This window comes from Rhizobium sp. AN80A, from assembly GCF_030053015.1.
GTDB classification, from domain to species: Bacteria; Pseudomonadota; Alphaproteobacteria; order Rhizobiales; family Rhizobiaceae; genus Rhizobium; species Rhizobium metallidurans.
Genome location: NZ_JASJPX010000003.1, coordinates 586235 through 603617 on the forward strand (window position 1 = coordinate 586235; position 17383 = coordinate 603617).

General features: G+C 62.0%; 19 protein-coding genes, 1 other RNA gene and 1 pseudogene. 11 read left to right on the forward strand and 10 right to left on the reverse strand.

The genetic code is table 11. The features are described from left to right. Positions 1 to 19: 19 nt before the first annotated feature. From P3R82_RS14375 to ssrA, 5 genes are all read right to left on the reverse strand, one after another. Positions 20 to 526, reverse strand: coding sequence for a GrpB family protein (locus P3R82_RS14375; protein WP_283194333.1), 507 nt, complete (start codon positions 524 to 526; stop codon positions 20 to 22). Beyond that, positions 510 to 779 carry a ribbon-helix-helix domain-containing protein gene (locus P3R82_RS14380; RefSeq protein ID WP_283194334.1) on the reverse strand — a complete coding sequence of 90 codons (270 nt, stop codon included), beginning with the start codon at positions 777 to 779 and terminating at the stop codon, positions 510 to 512. The genes P3R82_RS14375 and P3R82_RS14380 overlap by 17 nt, the downstream gene beginning before the upstream one ends. A gap of 79 nt (positions 780 to 858) precedes the next feature. Then, a complete protein-coding gene (locus P3R82_RS14385) occupies positions 859 to 1053 on the reverse strand; it encodes a DUF4169 family protein (protein ID WP_283194335.1) in 195 nt (64 codons plus the stop codon). A 43-nt stretch (positions 1054 to 1096) separates the two neighbouring features. After that, on the reverse strand, positions 1097 to 1615 hold the full coding sequence (locus P3R82_RS14390; RefSeq protein ID WP_183899077.1) for an SspB family protein: 519 nt from the start codon (positions 1613 to 1615) through the stop codon (positions 1097 to 1099). A gap of 127 nt (positions 1616 to 1742) precedes the next feature. Next, positions 1743 to 2112, reverse strand: a transfer-messenger RNA (tmRNA) gene (gene ssrA, locus P3R82_RS14395). 115 nt (positions 2113 to 2227) lie between these two features. Here ssrA and P3R82_RS14400 point away from each other — a divergent pair. The 5 genes and pseudogenes from P3R82_RS14400 (at position 2228) to P3R82_RS14420 (ending at position 7532) form a co-directional block, all read left to right on the forward strand. Beyond that, positions 2228 to 3022, forward strand: a complete 795-nt coding sequence (locus tag P3R82_RS14400) for a thymidylate synthase (RefSeq protein ID WP_283194336.1) — start codon at positions 2228 to 2230, stop codon at positions 3020 to 3022. Positions 3023 to 3034: 12 nt separating this feature from the next. Next, positions 3035 to 3548, forward strand: a pseudogene (locus P3R82_RS14405) (dihydrofolate reductase). 154 nt (positions 3549 to 3702) lie between these two features. Continuing rightward, entirely contained in the window at positions 3703 to 4803 is a 1101-nt protein-coding gene (hflK, locus tag P3R82_RS14410) for an FtsH protease activity modulator HflK (protein ID WP_283194337.1), read from the forward strand. Positions 4804 to 4806: 3 nt separating this feature from the next. Then, a complete protein-coding gene (locus P3R82_RS14415) occupies positions 4807 to 5745 on the forward strand; it encodes a protease modulator HflC (RefSeq protein WP_283194338.1) in 939 nt (312 codons plus the stop codon). A gap of 197 nt (positions 5746 to 5942) precedes the next feature. Then, a complete protein-coding gene (locus tag P3R82_RS14420; protein WP_283194339.1) occupies positions 5943 to 7532 on the forward strand; it encodes a DegQ family serine endoprotease in 1590 nt (529 codons plus the stop codon). A gap of 7 nt (positions 7533 to 7539) precedes the next feature. Here P3R82_RS14420 and P3R82_RS14425 read toward each other — a convergent pair whose 3' ends face one another. The 3 genes from P3R82_RS14425 to serB all read right to left on the reverse strand — a co-directional run bounded on the left by P3R82_RS14425 (position 7540) and on the right by serB (position 9176). Beyond that, positions 7540 to 7842 carry a BrnA antitoxin family protein gene (locus P3R82_RS14425; protein ID WP_283194340.1) on the reverse strand — a complete coding sequence of 101 codons (303 nt, stop codon included), beginning with the start codon at positions 7840 to 7842 and terminating at the stop codon, positions 7540 to 7542. After that, positions 7805 to 8098 (reverse strand): BrnT family toxin, encoded by a 294-nt coding sequence (locus tag P3R82_RS14430; protein WP_283194341.1) that lies wholly within the window; start codon positions 8096 to 8098, stop codon positions 7805 to 7807. The genes P3R82_RS14425 and P3R82_RS14430 overlap by 38 nt, the downstream gene beginning before the upstream one ends. Before the next feature lie 187 nt (positions 8099 to 8285). Continuing rightward, positions 8286 to 9176 (reverse strand): phosphoserine phosphatase SerB, encoded by an 891-nt coding sequence (gene serB, locus P3R82_RS14435; protein ID WP_283194342.1) that lies wholly within the window; start codon positions 9174 to 9176, stop codon positions 8286 to 8288. Here serB and miaA point away from each other — a divergent pair. Beyond that, on the forward strand, positions 9175 to 10068 hold the full coding sequence (miaA, locus tag P3R82_RS14440) for a tRNA (adenosine(37)-N6)-dimethylallyltransferase MiaA (RefSeq protein ID WP_283196345.1): 894 nt from the start codon (positions 9175 to 9177) through the stop codon (positions 10066 to 10068). The genes serB and miaA overlap by 2 nt on opposite strands. A 20-nt stretch (positions 10069 to 10088) precedes the next feature. Here the strand turns inward: miaA and P3R82_RS14445 are convergent, their stop codons facing one another. Further along, entirely contained in the window at positions 10089 to 12188 is a 2100-nt protein-coding gene (locus P3R82_RS14445) for a DUF87 domain-containing protein (RefSeq protein ID WP_283194343.1), read from the reverse strand. A 340-nt stretch (positions 12189 to 12528) separates the two neighbouring features. On the opposite strand from P3R82_RS14445, the gene P3R82_RS14450 reads away from it, so the two are divergent. From P3R82_RS14450 to ilvN, 4 genes are read left to right on the forward strand one after another with little or no spacing between them, the layout of a single operon-like run. Next, a complete protein-coding gene (locus tag P3R82_RS14450) occupies positions 12529 to 14322 on the forward strand; it encodes an acetolactate synthase 3 large subunit (RefSeq protein WP_283194344.1) in 1794 nt (597 codons plus the stop codon). 56 nt (positions 14323 to 14378) lie between these two features. After that, positions 14379 to 14696: an AbrB/MazE/SpoVT family DNA-binding domain-containing protein gene (locus P3R82_RS14455; RefSeq protein WP_283194345.1), complete on the forward strand. Its 318-nt coding sequence runs from the start codon at positions 14379 to 14381 to the stop codon at positions 14694 to 14696. After that, positions 14677 to 15078 carry a type II toxin-antitoxin system VapC family toxin gene (locus P3R82_RS14460; RefSeq protein ID WP_283194346.1) on the forward strand — a complete coding sequence of 134 codons (402 nt, stop codon included), beginning with the start codon at positions 14677 to 14679 and terminating at the stop codon, positions 15076 to 15078. The genes P3R82_RS14455 and P3R82_RS14460 overlap by 20 nt, the downstream gene beginning before the upstream one ends. 26 nt (positions 15079 to 15104) lie before the next feature. Beyond that, a complete protein-coding gene (ilvN, locus tag P3R82_RS14465; protein ID WP_018900306.1) occupies positions 15105 to 15677 on the forward strand; it encodes an acetolactate synthase small subunit in 573 nt (190 codons plus the stop codon). A 40-nt stretch (positions 15678 to 15717) separates the two neighbouring features. Here ilvN and P3R82_RS14470 read toward each other — a convergent pair whose 3' ends face one another. After that, positions 15718 to 16566 (reverse strand): aldo/keto reductase, encoded by an 849-nt coding sequence (locus tag P3R82_RS14470; RefSeq protein WP_283194347.1) that lies wholly within the window; start codon positions 16564 to 16566, stop codon positions 15718 to 15720. Positions 16567 to 16762: 196 nt separating this feature from the next. On the opposite strand from P3R82_RS14470, the gene P3R82_RS14475 reads away from it, so the two are divergent. After that, on the forward strand, positions 16763 to 17356 hold the full coding sequence (locus P3R82_RS14475; RefSeq protein WP_283194348.1) for a LysE family translocator: 594 nt from the start codon (positions 16763 to 16765) through the stop codon (positions 17354 to 17356). Positions 17357 to 17383 lie beyond the last annotated feature (27 nt).

Consider the following 17383-nt stretch of genomic DNA (forward strand, 5'->3'; position numbering starts at 1 on the left):
TTTCTGCTGTCGGTGAGCTTCAGCGCCGGCCGGCGCGGGCGACGATATCGTTGACGAAGGCGGCCTTGGCGGCGGTGTAGCCGTCGCCGTCATATTCGAAGGCTTCGACCAGCTCGAGCTTCAACGCCTGATAGTCGGCGGCGGCTTGCGGGTGGGTTCTCAGATAATCGCGGAATAGTATGCGCCGCTGGTGCGTGTCGTGGCCTTCGGGGCAGAGGTAGATCCGCTGCCTGGGCGCAGCAGTGTGCTTCATGAATGCGAAGATATCCGCATCGTAGCGATTGCCACGCGGCTCGTAACCGGTCGTTTCCATCAGTGGGCAGGCGTCGATGACGTCGGCTGCGGTGGGCAGTATCACATCGATATCGATCAGCGGCTTGGCGGCGACGCCGGGGATCGAGGTGCTGCCGATGTGGTGGATATCGAGCACGCGATCGCCCAGGAGGGTTTTCAGGGAGGCGGCGATTTCGCGGAAGTGCGTCGGCCACTCTGCGTCATAGGGTACGATCTCAACGCGCTCCGGCATCCGCCGCTTCCCTGTCGCCGTCTCGGCCTTCCGGTGGGGTGGCGGCCGTCGATTTCAGCCAGGCGAGAACGTAGAGGCGCAGCGCCGAGGACAGGTTGCTGTCGGCGTCCCTGATATCGTCGATTTCGGAAATCAGGCCGGCGAGCGGGATGGCGCGGGCGGTGGCGATGGCGTTGAGCTCGGCCCAGAACTCATCTTCCAGCGACAGGCTGGTGCGATGGCCGTGCAGCGTGATCGAGTGCTTGCGGATCATTGCGCGGATTGTTCGGAAAACGAATCCGCACACGGGTGCAAAGGCTTGATCGCGGACTCTTTTTCGTTCGCCCGCGCAATCATTCGGCGTCGTCGTTCTTGTCGATCCGGCCCTGGTCGTGCGCGCGTTCGGCCTTGTCGTTCAACGCCCTGGTGAGCTTCTTCTCGCTTTTGGTGCGGCCAAAGGAGATGCGGTTCTGCTCGGCCTGCCTGTCCTTGTCGGAGCGGGCCTGCTTCTTCTTGAACTGGCGGAGATTGACGATTTCGGCGCTCACGGGACACCCATATGAAAAAGGGAAGCAATTGCTTCCCTTGGTCTTACTGCTTCTTGCGGAAGGCATCGAGAGAGACGACCGATCCGGCTTTCTTCTCGTCGCCCTCGGCCGGCTTGCCGGCCGCGTCCTCGGTCTTTTCCATTTTCTCGGCGGTCACCGGGTAGGCGGTGATCTCGGCTTCCGGCAGCTCGTCGCTATCGGCGAGCGGCACGTCGAATTCGAGTTCGAAATTGACCGACGGATCGTAGAAGCCGCGGATGGCATTGAACGGGATGAAGAGCTTTTCCGGCACGTCTGAGAAGGAGAGGCCGATCTCGAAGCTCGATTCGGTGACCTTCATTTCCCAGAACTGGTGCTGGATGACGATGGTCATCTGCTCGGGATACTTTGACTTGAGGGCCTGCGAGATGCGAACGCCGGGGGCGCCGGTCAGAAAGGTGATGAAGAAATGATGCTCGCCCGGCAGGCGGCCGGTCGCCGCGACTTCCGACAATACCTTGCGGATGACGCCGCGAAGCGCGTCCTGTGCCAGAATGTCGTAGCGGATGTGATCCTGCCCCATGCTTTTCCTGTCTTTCTTTCGTCCGTACGTCTGTTCCAAGCCTATATGCCATGCTCAAGCAGCTTGGAAAAGCCCGCAGCCGAGTCATGCTTTAGCAAATCATACATGATTTGAGCTTGGGGGAGAAGGTGAAGGCTTCTGTTGCCAGGTGCCTTCGGACCCCGCCTAGAGGTGCGAACCACTAGGGCTTTAGTTGAAGTGTCACACCGCGATTAAGCAGCGAGACGAGCTTCCGCATAGTTGTCGTTTGCAACTACAATTTTAGCCCGATAACGGCGGTACAATGCCGAGCAAAAAGACGATCTTTACACCCTTGTCGATCCTGTTTCGCCCCCATCAAAAGCCGGCCATCTCTATGCAAGGCCGCCGGTTTTTGGTGGAGGCGCCGGGTACCGCCCCCGGGTCCAATAGGTTTATTACACCGCTCATTTATCGCCATAGCCAATCCGAGGACTGGCACGGCTGATATAGTGTTTTCCTGATCGCATGGGAAGAGCCATCGTCACAAAAGCATCGTGGTCCCGTAAGGAATCATCGGGAAAAACATGGGGCGTGATTGGTTTTGACGGCCGATCGGCTTAAATATGGGAAAAATGGAATCGGCGGCGGGCGATGAAGCAGTATCTCGATCTCTTGAACCACGTGATGGAAGCGGGAACCGACCGCGGCGACCGGACCGGAACCGGCACGCGTTCGGTGTTCGGCTACCAGATGCGCTTCGACCTGCAGGAGGGCTTTCCCGTCCTCACCACCAAGAAGCTGCACCTGCGCTCGATCATCCATGAACTGCTGTGGTTCCTGAAGGGCGACACCAATATCGCCTATCTCAAGGAGCATGGCGTCTCGATCTGGGACGAGTGGGCCGACGAGAACGGCGATCTCGGCCCCGTTTACGGCGCGCAGTGGCGCTCCTGGCCGGCGCCAGACGGCGGGCACATCGACCAGATCGAAAATCTCGTTTCCAGCCTGATCAAGAACCCGAATTCGCGCCGCCACATCGTTTCGGCCTGGAACCCAGCCGAAGTCGACAACATGGCGCTGCCGCCGTGCCACTGCCTGTTCCAGTTCTATGTCGCCGACGGCAAGCTCTCTTGCCAGCTCTATCAGCGCTCGGCTGACGTGTTTCTTGGCGTGCCCTTCAACATCGCCTCCTACGCGCTGCTGACGATGATGATCGCGCAGGTGACCGGGCTGAAGCTCGGCGACTTCGTGCATACGCTCGGCGACACGCACATCTATCATAACCATTTCGAGCAGGCGAAGCTGCAGCTGACGCGCAAGCCGAAGCCGCTGCCGTTCATGCGCATCAATCCCGAGGTGAAGGACATCTTCGGCTTCACCTTCGAGGATTTCGAACTGGTCGGCTACGAGGCCGACGCCAGCATCAAGGCGCCGATCGCGGTCTGATCGAGAGGTTACATGTCCGATATCCGCAAGACGATCGTGGTCGCGGCAGCGCGCAACGGCATCATCGGCCGCGACGGCGACATGCCGTGGCGGCTCTCGACCGATCTGAAGCGGTTCAAGGCGCTGACAACAGGAAAGCCCGTCATCATGGGGCGCAAGACCTATGATCTCGATCGGCAAGCCTCTTCCCGGGCGGCCGAACGTGGTGATCTCGCGGTCCGTCACGATCGACCATCCCGACGTCAGCACCGTCGGTTCGCTCGACGAGGCGGTGGCGCTGGCCGAGCGGCTGGCGGTCGAAAGGGGTGAAGACGAGATCTGCATCGTCGGTGGCGGGCAGATCTACGATCAGGCGATGGCGATCGCCGATCGTCTTTGCGTGACGCATGTGGAAACGGACGTGGACGGGGATACTGCCTTTCCCGCGATCGACCCGGCGATCTGGCGCGCCGGCGAAAGCATCGGCGTTCCCGAGGGCGAGAAAGACAGCTACGCCACGCGTTATGTCGTTTATGACAGGCGTTGAGCGGCGAAAAGAAACTATTTTCCAATAAACATCCCCAACTTCCTCATGCTGCGTTGAAAGCCGATGCAGCGATACCTATAACGGTCTCGAGCGCGAATATCCGTCGCCCCCGTGGGTTAAGCGATCGCAAAGTGTAACGAACAACGAGGTTTTGATGCCCTGGAGCAATCAGAATGGCGGCGGCGGCCCTTGGGGCGGCGGCGGCGGTGGTGGAAATAATCAGGGACCATGGGGGCAGGGGCCGAATCGTCCTCGCGGCGGTGGCGGTGGTGGCGGCGGAAAAGGCGGCCCACCCGATCTGGAAGAGATGATCCGTCGTGGTCAGGACCGGCTGCGCGGCGCTGTGCCCGGCGGGTTCAACACCGGCGTCCTTCTGATCGTCGCGGCTGTCATCCTGGTGTTCTGGCTTTTCCAGAGCATCTACATCGTCCAGCCGGACGAGCGCGGCGTGGAACTGCGTTTCGGTAGCCCGAAGCAGGAAGTCTCCGCGCCCGGCCTGCACTTCATCGTATGGCCGATGGAGACGGTGGAAATCGTCAAGGTCACGGTCCAGCAGCAGAATGTCGGCGCGACGTCCTCGTCTTCGTCGAACGGCCTGATGCTGTCGGGCGACCAGAACATCCTCAACGTCCAGTTCTCGGTGTTCTTCACCGTGACGGACCCGAAGGCCTATCTCTTCAACGTCGAAAATCCGGCCGAGACGCTGCAGCAGGTCGCCGAAAGCGCCATGCGCGAAGTCGTCGGCCGCCGTCCGGCTCAGGACGCGTTCCGCGACAACCGTCAGCCGATCGAAACCGAAGTGGCCGCCATCGTGCAGGGCACCATGGATCGCTACAAGAGCGGCATCTCGATCAATGCGATCACCATTCAGGACGTCGCGCCGCCGCGTGAAGTCGCCGACGCCTTCGAAGAAGTGCAGCGTGCCGACCAGGACAAGCAGCGCCTCGTCGAGGAAGCGAACCAGTATGCCAACCAGAAGCTCGGCCAGGCCCGCGGTGACGCGGCGCAGATCCGGGAAGCGGCCGCCGCATACAAGGATCGCGTCGTGAAGGAAGCGGAAGGTGAGGCGCAGCGCTTCAGTTCCGTCAGTGACCAATACAGCAAGGCTCCCGAAGTGACCCGCAAGCGACTGTTCCTCGAAACCATGGAGCAGGTGCTGAAGAACTCCAAGAAGGTCATCATCGACGAGAAGCAGGGGGTCGTGCCCTATCTGCCGCTCAACGAAATCGGTAAACCGGCGCAGCAGGGAGGTTGATCCATGACGTCGAATAAACTTCCCATTTTCCTCGTGGTGTTCGCCGTGGTGCTCATGGCGCTCTACTCTTCGATCTTCGTGGTCAATGCGCGCGAGCAGGCGATCGTCGTCCGCTTCGGTCAGATCCAGTCGGTGAAGACCGAGCCGGGCATCTACTTCAAGCTGCCCTTCACCTTCATGGACGCCGACCGTGTCCAGATCGTCGAAAAGCAGGCGCTTCGTCTCGACCTCGACAACATCCGCGTCCAGGTGCGCGGCGGCGCGACCTTCGATGTCGATGCCTTCGTGATCTACGACATCAAGGATGTCCGCCGCTTCCGCGAGACGGTTTCGGGCGACCGCGAATCGGCCGAGGCGCGTCTTCGCACGCAGCTCGATTCATCGCTGCGCCGCGTCTACGGTCTGCGTGATTTCGATGCCGCTCTTTCCGAAGAGCGCGTGGCGATGATGCTCGAAGTGCGCGACGACCTGCGTGGGGATGCCGAGGCACTCGGCCTCAACATCCAGGACGTTCGCATCCGTCGTACGGATCTGACGCGTGAAGTCGCGCCGAAGACCTATGACCGCATGCGCGCCGAGCGTCTTGCCGAAGCGGAACTCCTGCGCGCGCAGGGTACCGAAGAAGGCCAGCGCCGCCGGGCCATCGCCGACCGACAGGTTGTCGAGATCACCGCCGCCGCGCAGCGTGATTCTGAAATCCTGCGCGGTGAGGGCGAAGCGGAACGCAGCCGGCTGTTCGCCGATGCCTTCAGCAAGAACCCCGGCTTCTTCGAGTTCTACCGCTCGATGGCGGCCTATACCACGGCGATGTCCTCGCAGGACACGACGCTGGTTCTGTCGCCGAACTCGGATTTCTTCCGCTACTTCAACAGCCCGAGCGGTCAGCCGGGTTCGTCGGCGGAGCCGAGCCTGCCCGCGGTTCCGGCCGCACCGGCGAACTGATCGCCATCATCCGAAGACTTCTTGGGGCCGGCATCTTGCCGGCCCCTTTATTTTTAGGGTATTGCGCCCGCTCTCCTGGACTTCGCGGACACCCCGAGCAGATTGCACGGGATTTCGCGAAAAGGTGATTTCACCCTCCATCATTACGCCTTATGCTCATGATCAGAGTGCGCTTTTGACACACATGAGGATGCTTGATGGCCCCCACGACCCGCCCGACCTTCAGACGATCGCTCGCGCTTCTGGCCGGGGCGGCACTGCTGGCCAATGTCGGCTTTGCCGGGGTTTCTCAGGCACAGAGCACACCGCCGACCAATGGTCCGGCCTCGGTTGCCGATCTCGCCGAAGGACTGCTCGACGCGGTCGTGAACATCTCGACATCGCAGAACGTCAAGGACGACGAAGGGGCCGGTCCCGCGCCGCGCGCGCCCGACGGATCGCCTTTCCAGGAGTTCTTCAACGACTTCTTCAACAAGCAGAAGGGCAAGCCCGGCAGCAACCACAATGTCAGTTCGCTCGGCTCCGGCTTCGTGATCGACCCGCAGGGGCTGATCGTCACCAACAACCACGTTATCGACGGCGCCGACGACATCGAGATCAACTTCGCCGACGGCACCAAGCTCAAGGCCAAGCTGATCGGCACCGATACCAAGACCGACCTCGCCGTCTTGAAGGTGGAGCCGAAGAAGCCACTGAAGGCGGTGCAGTTCGGCGATTCCAGCGTCATGCGCATCGGCGACTGGGTCATGGCGATCGGCAACCCGTTCGGCTTCGGCGGTTCGGTCACCGTCGGCATCATCTCGGGACGCGGGCGCAATATCAATGCGGGCCCCTACGACAATTTCATCCAGACCGACGCGGCGATCAACAAGGGCAATTCCGGCGGCCCGCTCTTCAACATGAAGGGAGAGGTGATCGGCATCAACACGGCGATCATCTCGCCGAGCGGCGGCTCGATCGGCATCGGCTTCTCGGTGCCGGCGGAGCTGGCGGCGGGCGTGGTGCAGCAGTTGCGTGAATTCGGCGAGACGCGCCGCGGCTGGCTCGGCGTTCGCATCCAGCCGGTGACCGACGACATTGCCGACAGCCTCGGCCTTTCCAGCGCCAGGGGCGCGCTGGTCGCGGGCGTCATCAAGGGCGGGCCGGTCGACGACGGCTCGATCAAGGCCGGCGACGTCATCCTGAAATTCGACGGCAAGGCCGTCAACGAGATGCGCGACCTGCCGCGCGTCGTGGCGGAAAGCCCCGTCGGCAAGGCGGTCGATGTCGTGGTGCTGCGCGACGGCAAGGAGCAGACGGTCAAGGTCACGCTCGGCCGTCTCGAAGACAGCGATCAGGCGGCGGCGGACAGTTCGGAAAACGATGGCGGCGTGATCAATCCCGATCCCAACGAAAATCAGGATATGGACGACCAGAACGACGATCAGGCGCACCCGACGCCCGACAACAAGGATAAACCCGCGCAGCCGGCGCCCGAGGTGGGCGATGCGAAGAACATTCTCGGCCTGTCGCTATCGGCGCTCAATGCGGATAACCGCAAGAGCTTCGGTATCGCCGAGAGCGTCGATGGCGTGCTCGTCTCCGAGGTCAAGCCGGGCTCGCTTGCGGACGAAAAGGGCCTGAAGGCCGGCGACGTGATCGTCGAGGTGGCGCAGGAGTTCATGCGCTCGCCGGAGACGGTCGTTGCCAAGGTGCAGTCGCTGAAGCAGGAAGGCCGGCGCAACGCGCAGATGATGATCGCATCGGCGAATGGCGACCTGCGCTTCGTCGCGGTGCCGATGGAGTAGGGCGGCGTCAGCCGCTGCGTTTGAGTTGCTCGGCGATATAGCGGCGCAAGGCGTTGTTGATCTCGGTCTGATAGCCGCGCCCTTGGGCGTGGCTTTTAAACCATTCAAGAATATCCGCATCCAGGCGGATCGTTACGGATTGCTTGACCGGACGGTAGAGTTGACCCTTGCGCGCAAGCGTCCAACGCTCGTCGGTAATCTCCGGGATATCGCTCGTGTCGATTGCCTCATCGGCAAGAGCGTCGAGAGCGTCGAGTTCGGCCTGCTGCAACTCAGTGAGCGATCGACTTTTCGTATTGCTTTCTCTCATGTGCCGTCGCCTTTCTGGCGCTGATAATGCGAATGGTTTCCTCGCCGTCATCATCATACGACGTATGCACTGCGACCAAGACGGTTGTTATGCCAGTCCTGCCGATCGCCAGCCATCTCTCTTCGCCATCATAAACAGCATCCGGAACAAGCAGATAATTTGGATCGCTCCAGATGAGTGCAGCCGTTTCAAATGAAATGCCGTGCTTCAGCTTGTTGCTACGGCTCTTTTGCTCGTTCCATATAAATTGCGGCATGCGAATGCCTCACAATATTGTACGTACAAATTTGTAAAGTGCAATGTTCTATGCGTGCAGGATAGCGCAGGTTGCAATCGCCTGGAAGTATTCACTGCCAGCTCTGATTGCATCTGTCTGATGGTCGGTTGGCACGTTGGATATGCCAAGTAGGATTGGAGTGGCCTAAGTGGTGACCAATCCGACGTCACACCGTCACGAAATCCGTCTTGCGATAGCCCTGGATGTAGAGAAGGGCACTGAGGTCGGCGTGGTTGATCTGAATTTTCGCTTCGGCCGCGACGGCCGGCTTGGCGTGGAGGGCGACGCCCGATCCGGCGATGTGCAGCATGCCGAGATCGTTGGCGCCGTCGCCGACGGCCATCGCCTCCTCGGGGGAGATGCCGAGTTTCTTCGAGATATCCTCGAGCGCATCGACTTTCGCCTGCTTGCCGAGGATCGGCTCGGCGACGAAGCCGGTGAGATGGCCGTTTTCCTCGAGCAGGATGTTGGCGCGGTCTTCGTCGAAGCCGAGGGTGGCGGCGATGCGGCTGGTGAAGACGGTGAAGCCTCCGGAGACCAGCGCCGTGTAATAGCCCTTTGCCTTCATCGTCGCGATCAGCTCCATTCCACCCGGCGTCAGCGTGATGCGCTTGGCGATCACCTCGTCGACGACCGAGATCGGCAAGCCCTTCAAGAGCGCGACGCGTTCGCGCAATGCCGGCTCGAAGGCGATCTCGCCGTTCATGGCGCGGGCGGTGATCGCGGCCACCTTGTCCTTGAGGCCGACCTCGGCCGCCAGTTCGTCGATGCATTCCTGGCCGATCATGGTCGAATCCATGTCGGCGATCAAAAGCTTCTTGCGGCGCGTGTCCTGATCCTGAATGACGAGATCGATCGGGGCGCCGGCGATGACGGCTGCTATCGCGGCGTGGGCGGCTGTCGCATCGGTACCATCGCGCAGCGCGATATCGCAGGCTACTCCGTCGGCCAGCCAGTAGAGACCGGATGCCCTGGCGGCGTCGGCGGCCTTCTCGGCGATGGCGGCTGTCAGAACAGGATTTGACGGATTGGCAACAAGCGTGGCAACGAGAGCCATGATGGAAAACCTTCTGAACGCAATGGATGCGATCCTGATAACCGGGCCGACGGCCAGCGGCAAGTCCGCGCTGGCCGTCGAGTTCGCGAAACGTCACGATGGCGTCGTGATCAATGCCGACAGCATGCAGGTCTACGACACGCTGCGGGTGCTCACCGCGCGGCCATCGGACGAGGAGATGCAGGGCGTGCCGCATCATCTCTACGGCCATGTGCCCGCCGCGACCGCCTATTCGACCGGCGCGTGGCTGCGCGATGTCACCGCACTTCTGCCTCGACTGCGGGCGGACGGTCGTCTGCCTGTCTTCGTCGGCGGGACGGGGCTCTATTTCAAGGCGCTGACCGGTGGCCTTTCCGACATGCCGGTGATCCCGGAAGATATCCGCGCGCGGCTGCGGACCCGGCTGATCGAGGAAGGCGGCGCGGTGCTGCACGCGGAGCTTTCGCAGCGCGACGCAGGCGTGGCGGCGGCGCTCAATCCGCAGGATGGCCAGCGGATCGTCCGGGCGCTGGAGGTGCTGGAGGTGACGGGACGGTCGATCGCCGAGCTGCAGGGGCAGTCAGGGCCCGTCGTGATCGATCCCGATAGAGCGCGCAAGATCGTGGTTCTGCCGGAGCGCGGCGTGCTGCACGACCGCATCAACCGGCGTTTCGAACTGATGCTGGCTGAGGGTGCGGCCGACGAGGTGAGGGCGCTTCTGGCCTTGTCGCTTCCACCGGAGATGCCGGTCATGAAGGCGATCGGCGTGCCGCAGGTCGCCGCCATGCTCGACGGCACGATGTCGCGCGCCGATGTGCTGGAAAAGGGTGCCGCGGCGACGCGGCAATATGCGAAGCGGCAGATGACGTGGTTTCGCAACCAGATGGACGAGAGCTGGGAACGGCGGAGCTAGTCTAGCGGCCGGCCGCCCGCTCAATCCTTGTCGTAGAGGCTGCTCAACGGCTTTTTGAGGATGCTTTCGCGCAGCGATACGCCGGGTTCGCGGCGAATGCTCGCTGGCTGCTGCTGTGATGGCGGGTCGGCGGGTCGCGGGGCGGGATTTTGTTCGCCGCGCATCTCGCGCCTCAGCGCTTCCAGCCGGCTTTCGATCGAGGTGTCGGCGGCGACGCCGAAGGATCCGCGCGATGGCTTCGGCGGTGTGACCGGTTCGCGGGAGATCGGGGCCGTCGGCAGCATGTCGCGGCGGTATGGTTCGATCGGTGCGAGCGGCGGCGTGTTAGGGATCGGGGCCGGGATGATCGGCGGATAGACGTCGGCGTTGAAGACCTGATCGTATTCCGTATCGTCGTCTTCTCCCGACAGGCCGTGGCCGGCGTTCTTGACGCTTTGCTGGAAGGCCGAGATATCGGGGCCGCTGACGGCGCGCATGCGGGTGACGATCTTGCGCAGATCGACGTTATCGGGATCTTCCTCGGTGAATTTCGGCGTCGCGCCGTTGGCCTTGGGCAGCAGGTCTTCGCTGACGCGGGAGAAGCGCATGCGCATCGGCACGCTGATCGCCTCGCCGAATGCGATGGCTTCGCCATTGCCGATCGAGGAGATGAAGCTTGTCGTCGAGATCGAGGAATTCGGGATGGCGGAGCGGATGATCTCCTGGTCGCGATCGTTGGCGAGGCGCATGGCAAACAGCGTCGAGCACTGCGACAGGATGGTCTGGTCGAGTTCGCCCGGGCGCTGCGTGATGATGCCGAGCGAGACGCCGTACTTGCGGCCTTCCTTGGCGATGCGGGCAATCGCCTGGCGCGTCGGGAAGAAACCGAGCGTGGGGTCGGACGGAATGTAGCGGTGCGCTTCTTCGCAGACCACCAGCATGTGGATGGCGCCATCGCTCCACAGCGCGATTTCGAATGCCATGCGGCACAGCACCGACGCCACCGAATTGACGACCTCGGATGGGATGCCGGAGAGCTGGAAGGTGCAGATCGGCTTGTTGTCGCCGGGCACGCGGAAGATCTCGGCCACCGTCTCCATGATCGTATCCGAGATCGTGTTGTTGGAGAACATGAAGTGGTAGCGCGGGTCGTTGATCGCCGCGATGATGCGCATCTTCAGCGACCGCAGGAACGGCTTTTCTCCGCGACCTTCCAGACGGCCGATGCGCTCGTCGATCAGCGCCAGGAGATCGGCCATGCGATAGGGGACGGGCGTGTCGGCGGTGATCGAGCTCTTCTCGGTGGTGCGGCGGACCAGCGAATTGTCGCTGCCGCGGAAAGCGCGTTTGGCTTCCGGCAGGATGTCGCGCAGCATGTCGAGCTCTTCCGGCACCGGCGTGCGGCCACGGAAGACGACTTCGGCGAATTCCTCCAGGCGCATCAGCCAGAAGGGCAGGTCGAGCGTGTCCGTATCGACGACGACGGAATGCCTGGGAAAGGCGGCGGCGAATTCGTTGTGCGGGTCGAGGATCAGGACACGCAGCTTGGGGTCGGCCTCGATCGCCTTGTGCAAGAGCAGCGACACGGCGGTCGATTTGCCGACGCCGGTCGAGCCGACGATGGCGAAGTGTTTCGACAGCATGGAGGGGACGTGGATCGACGCATCGATGCTTTCGTCCTGCGTCAGCTTGCCGATGACGGCGGTGGTTCCCGTGCCGGCATCGTAGATCCGCATCAGGTCGGAGGAGCGGATGCGGTGCGCGACGGCGCCGAGATAGGGATAGCGCGAGATGCCGGTGGAGAATTGCTCCGTGCCGTCCTCGTCGACGCGGACCTCGCCGAGCAGCTCGGTCTCGATCTTGAAATAGTTGTCCTCGCCTTCGCCCCAGGCATGCGTGCCCGTGTTCATGGAATAGACGAGCGCCACGACGCGGTTGCGGCCGACGGTTATCGAGATCAGGCGTCCGACGGACCAGAGTTCGGTGAGATCGGTGCCGCCGGCTTCGGCGACGGCGGCGATGGTGGCGCGCGACCCGCTGCACGCGACGACACGGCCGAGGAAACGGTTTCCCGGCGCAAGGGCGTCGCGGCGGTCATGCTCGCCCGCGCTGCCTGACGTCTGCAAGTCGTTGTTCTGCAAAGGGCTACTCCCCGAGATTGCAGGGGAGGATATAAGCGAACGTTTAATAAACCCTTTGCCATGGCGCTGCGGCGACGCCGGATGCCCATAAATTTGAAGGGTCGGCTTTTTATTGCTTTAAGCGTTGACGCTGCGAAATTTTCTGTCTATCACTTCCCGCCATGAAGATAGCAGCAATTCTTATTGTGGTGGGACAGCGCATGGGCAGGATGGTGTAACCATCCGGCGACAGCCACCCATGCGCTAGACAAGAGGCTCCCCAAGGGGCCTTTTTTTATGCCTGAAATTCAGGCTCGCCGCCAAGACCTTCAAATCCCAGCAGTCAAAATGGAACAAAAACATGACGGGCACGGACACTCAGACGGACGATAACAGGATGACAGGCGCGGAAATCGTTATCCGCGCGCTCAAGGACAATGGTGTCGAACACCTGTTCGGCTATCCCGGCGGTGCCGTGCTTCCGATCTATGACGAGATCTTCCAGCAGGACGAGATCAAGCACATCCTCGTTCGTCACGAGCAGGGCGCCGGCCACGCGGCCGAAGGTTATGCCCGCTCCACCGGCAAGGTCGGCGTCATGCTCGTCACGTCAGGCCCCGGCGCCACCAATGCGGTCACGCCGCTGCAGGACGCGCTGATGGATCCGATCCCGCTCGTCTGCCTTTCCGGCCAGGTGCCGACCTCGCTGATCGGCTCCGACGCGTTCCAGGAAGCCGATACCGTCGGCATCACGCGCCCCTGCACCAAGCACAACTGGCTGGTCAAGGACGTCAACGATCTGGCGGCGATCATTCATGAAGCTTTCCGCATCGCCCAGTCGGGCCGTCCGGGTCCCGTTCTGGTCGATATTCCGAAGGACGTTCAGTTCGCCACCGGCACCTACACACCGCCGGCAGCGCACGCGATTCAGAAGAGCTACCAGCCGAAGGTTCAGGGCGATCTGAACCAGATCCATGCGGCGATCGAGCTGATGTCGAAGGCGCGTCGTCCGATCATCTATTCCGGCGGCGGCGTCATCAACTCCGGGCCGGAGGCTTCCAAGCTGCTGCGCGAGCTGGTCGAGCTCACCGATTTCCCGATCACCTCGACGCTGATGGGCCTCGGCGCCTATCCGGCATCCGGCAAGAACTGGCTGAAGATGCTCGGCATGCACGGCTCCTACGAGGCGAACATGGCGATGCACGATTGCGACGTCATGGTCTGCATCGGCGCGCGCTTCGACGACCGCATCACCGGCCGCCTGAACGCGTTCTCGCCGAACTCGAAGAAGATCCACATCGACATCGATCCGTCGTCGATCAACAAGAACGTCCGCGTCGACGTTCCCATCCGTGGCGACGTCGGCAATATCCTGGAAGACATGGTTCGCCTGTGGCGTGCCCTGCCGAAGAAGCCGGAGAAGAGCCAGATCGCCGATTGGTGGGCCGATATCGCCCGCTGGCGCGCGCGCAACTCGTTTGCCTACACGCAGAATAACGACGTGATCATGCCGCAATACGCGCTGGAGCGCCTCTATGCGCTGACCAAGGATCGCGACACCTTCATCACGACCGAAGTCGGCCAGCACCAGATGTGGGCGGCGCAGTTCTATGGCTTCGAGAAGCCGAACCGCTGGATGACCTCGGGTGGCCTGGGAACGATGGGCTACGGCCTGCCGGCGGCGCTGGGCGTGCAGATCGCGCATCCGGAAAGCCTCGTCATCGACATCGCCGGCGACGCGTCGATCCAGATGTGCATCCAGGAAATGTCGGCGGCGATCCAGTATGAAGCGCCGATCAAGATCTTCATCATGAACAACCAGTACATGGGCATGGTGCGCCAGTGGCAGCAGCTCTTGCACGGCAACCGCCTGTCGAACTCCTATACCGAGGCGATGCCCGATTTCGTCAAGCTGGCGGAAGCCTATGGCGCCGTCGGCCTGCGCTGCGAAAAGCCCGGCGATCTCGACGCAACCATCCAGGAGATGATCGACGTCAAGAAGCCCGTCATCTTCGATTGCCGCGTCGCCAATCTCGCCAACTGCTTCCCGATGATCCCGTCGGGCAAGGCACATAACGAGATGCTTTTGCCGGATGAGGCCACCGACGAGGCCGTCGCCAACGCCATCGACGCCAAGGGCCGCCAGCTGGTTTGATCGAAGCGAGGGGACGCGCTAGATTGATCGCGTCCCTTCCTTGAGGAGCAGGTGCCATGGCCAGAGTGAGGATATCGGAGAACGGGAGCGTACCACTGCCGCAGGCGGTTCGTGATGCGCACGGCTGGAAGCCGGGTGCCGAACTCGAGATCGTCGATGGCGGGCGCGGGGTCGTGTTGCGGCCGGTGGAGACGGAGCGACAGGATGCCTTCCCTAAGGTGATGACGGCCCAGGAATTCCTGGACAGTCTTCCGAAATACGACGGGCCGCCTGTCGACCTGTCTCCTGAGGCGATACGAAAGGCGATCGACGAACTGGCAATTGCGGATTGGGAGCGGTTGGAGCGCCAGTGGAATGAAGACAAGGACGATTGACACCAATATCCTTGTCCGCCTGCTGGCTCGGGACGACAGCGCTCAATGGGCACAGGCAGCTCGACTGACGACGACGTTTCGATTGGTCGTGCTGCCGACTGTCCTGCTTGAAACCGAATGGGTTCTCAGGAGCAGGTTGAAGCTGGATCGCAGTCAGATTGTTGGGCTGCTTCGGCAAGTTCTCGGTACCGACGCCATCATCGTTGTCGAACGAGAGCATATCCTGAAAGCCCTGGACGGTTTCGAAGCCGGCATGGACTTCGCCGACGCCCTGCACGTCAGCCTCACCGCTGCCGGCGAGACCTTCCTTACCTTCGACAAGGGTCTCGTCAAGCTTGCTCAAAAACACATGAATTCCGTCAGCGTCGAGCTGGCGTCCTGACATAATCTGAGGAAACGGACCAAGACATGAACGCACACCTACAGCCGACGGGCTCCGCCTACTTCATTTCGCCGGAAACGGCTGCCATCGAGAACCACACGCTTTCGGTTCTCGTCGACAACGAGCCGGGCGTTCTTGCCCGTGTCATCGGCCTGTTTTCCGGCCGCGGTTACAATATCGAAAGCCTGACGGTGTCGGAGACCGAGCACCAGGCGCATCTGTCGCGCATCACCATCGTGACACGCGGGACGCCGCAGGTGCTGGAGCAGATCAAGGCGCAGCTCGAGCGCATCATTCCCGTGCACCGCGTTGTCGATCTGACGGTGCGCGCGCGCGAGCTTGGGCAGGAGCGGCCGATCGAGCGCGAGGTGGCGCTGATCAAGGTGGCCGGCGATGGCGAAACGCGCGCCGAGACGCTGCGCCTGGCCGATGCCTTCCATGCCAAGGTCGTCGATGCGACCGTCGAGCATTTCATCCTCGAACTGACCGGCAAGTCCTCGAAGATCGACCAGTTCGTGGCGATCGTGAAGCCGCTCGGCCTGATCGAGGTCTGCCGCACCGGGATCGCGGCGATGAACCGTGGACCGCAGGGGATGTAAGGCCCGACACAGAGTCCGTTGGATAGGAAGCCGCTGGAGGTCAGAGCATCTCCAGCGGCTTTTTTCTGGATGGAGGCGGGAAGGCGGCGTCGAGGGCGGCCAGGTCCTCGTCGCTGAGGTCGAGCGAGACGGCGTCGCGGTTCTCAGTGACGCGGGCCGCATTCGACGTCTTGGGGATGGCGATCACGCCGTCACGCTCCAGAAGGAAGGCCAGCGCCAGCTGCGCCGGCGTCGCCTGGTTGGCCTTGGCGATGCGGATGATCTCGGGGTGGTGGATGATGCGGCCCTGCTCGATCGGCGAGTAGGCCATGACGGGAATGTTGCGCTCCTGGCACCACGGCAGGAGATCGAACTCGATGCCGCGCCTTCCGAGATTGTAGAGCACCTGGTTGGCGGCGACATTGTTGCCCGCGGGAACGCTGAGCAGTTCCTCCATGTCGTCGGTATCGAAATTGGAGACGCCCCACTGGCCGATCTTGCCCTGAGCCTTCAGCGTCTCGAAAGCCTCGACGGTTTCCGCCAGCGGATGGCTGCCGCGCCAGTGCAGGAGATAGAGATCGATGCGGTCGGTGCCCATGCGCGACAGGCTGTTTTCGCAGGCCTCGATCGTGCCCTTGCGGCTGGCATTCCAGGGATAGACCTTGCTCACCAGATAGACCTCGTCGCGGCGTCCACGGATCGCCTCGCCGACGATCGTCTCGGCGCCGCCTTCGGCATACATCTCGGCGGTGTCGATCAGCGCCATGCCAAGATCGAGACCGGCGCGCAGGCTCTCGATCTCGCGCTTGGCCTCGGAAGCCTTTTCGCCCATGTTCCAGGTGCCCTGGCCAAGCACCGGCACCTCTGTGCCGTCGCGCATGGTCAGCGTTGGGATCGGATCGTCTTGCATGGTGGGCCTCGTTATGTTGGCGGTGTGTGGTCTACATCATCGATGATGGATGACATATGACACGCATCCCGAATTCAACCGCTTCAATCCTGTCACCATGACAATAGATGGCTGGAAACTCTAATTTAGGTCAATTATGCTGACCTAAATTAACAAGGCCCGGGGCGATGATCTCGGGCCGCGGAGGTTGCCCCCCATGCCGCTCGATACGTTTCTGGCACTGCTTCTGTTCGCCTTCACCACGTCGATCACGCCGGGGCCGAACAACATGATGCTGTTCACCTCTGGCGTGAATTTCGGCTTTCGCCGGACGATCCCGCACATGATCGGTATCGGCGCCGGGTTCTTTTCGCTGTTGATCGGCGTCGGGCTCGGGCTTGGCGCGGTGCTGCATACGGTGCCGGCGGTCTACACCGCGTTGAAATTCGCGGGCGGCGCCTATCTTGTCTGGATCGCCTGGAAGATCGCGACCTCGCGGTCGCTCAGCGAAGGCAAGGATGTGGTGAAGCCGATGTCCTTCCTGTCGGCGGCGGCGTTCCAGTGGGTCAATCCGAAGGCCTGGGTCATGGCGGTGACGGCGATGGCGACCTATACGATCCAGGATATCTATTTTGTCAGCGTGCTGATCGTCGGTCTGGCCTTTGCGCTCGTCAACGTGCCCAGCGTGTCCACCTGGGCCGGCTTCGGTTCTGCTTTGCGTGACTGGCTCTCTGATCCGGTGCGGTTGAAGTGGTTCAACATCACCATGGCGGTGCTTCTGGTGCTGAGCCTTTGGCCGATGCTGAAATAGGCAGAACGCGCGCGCCGGGGCTTGGCG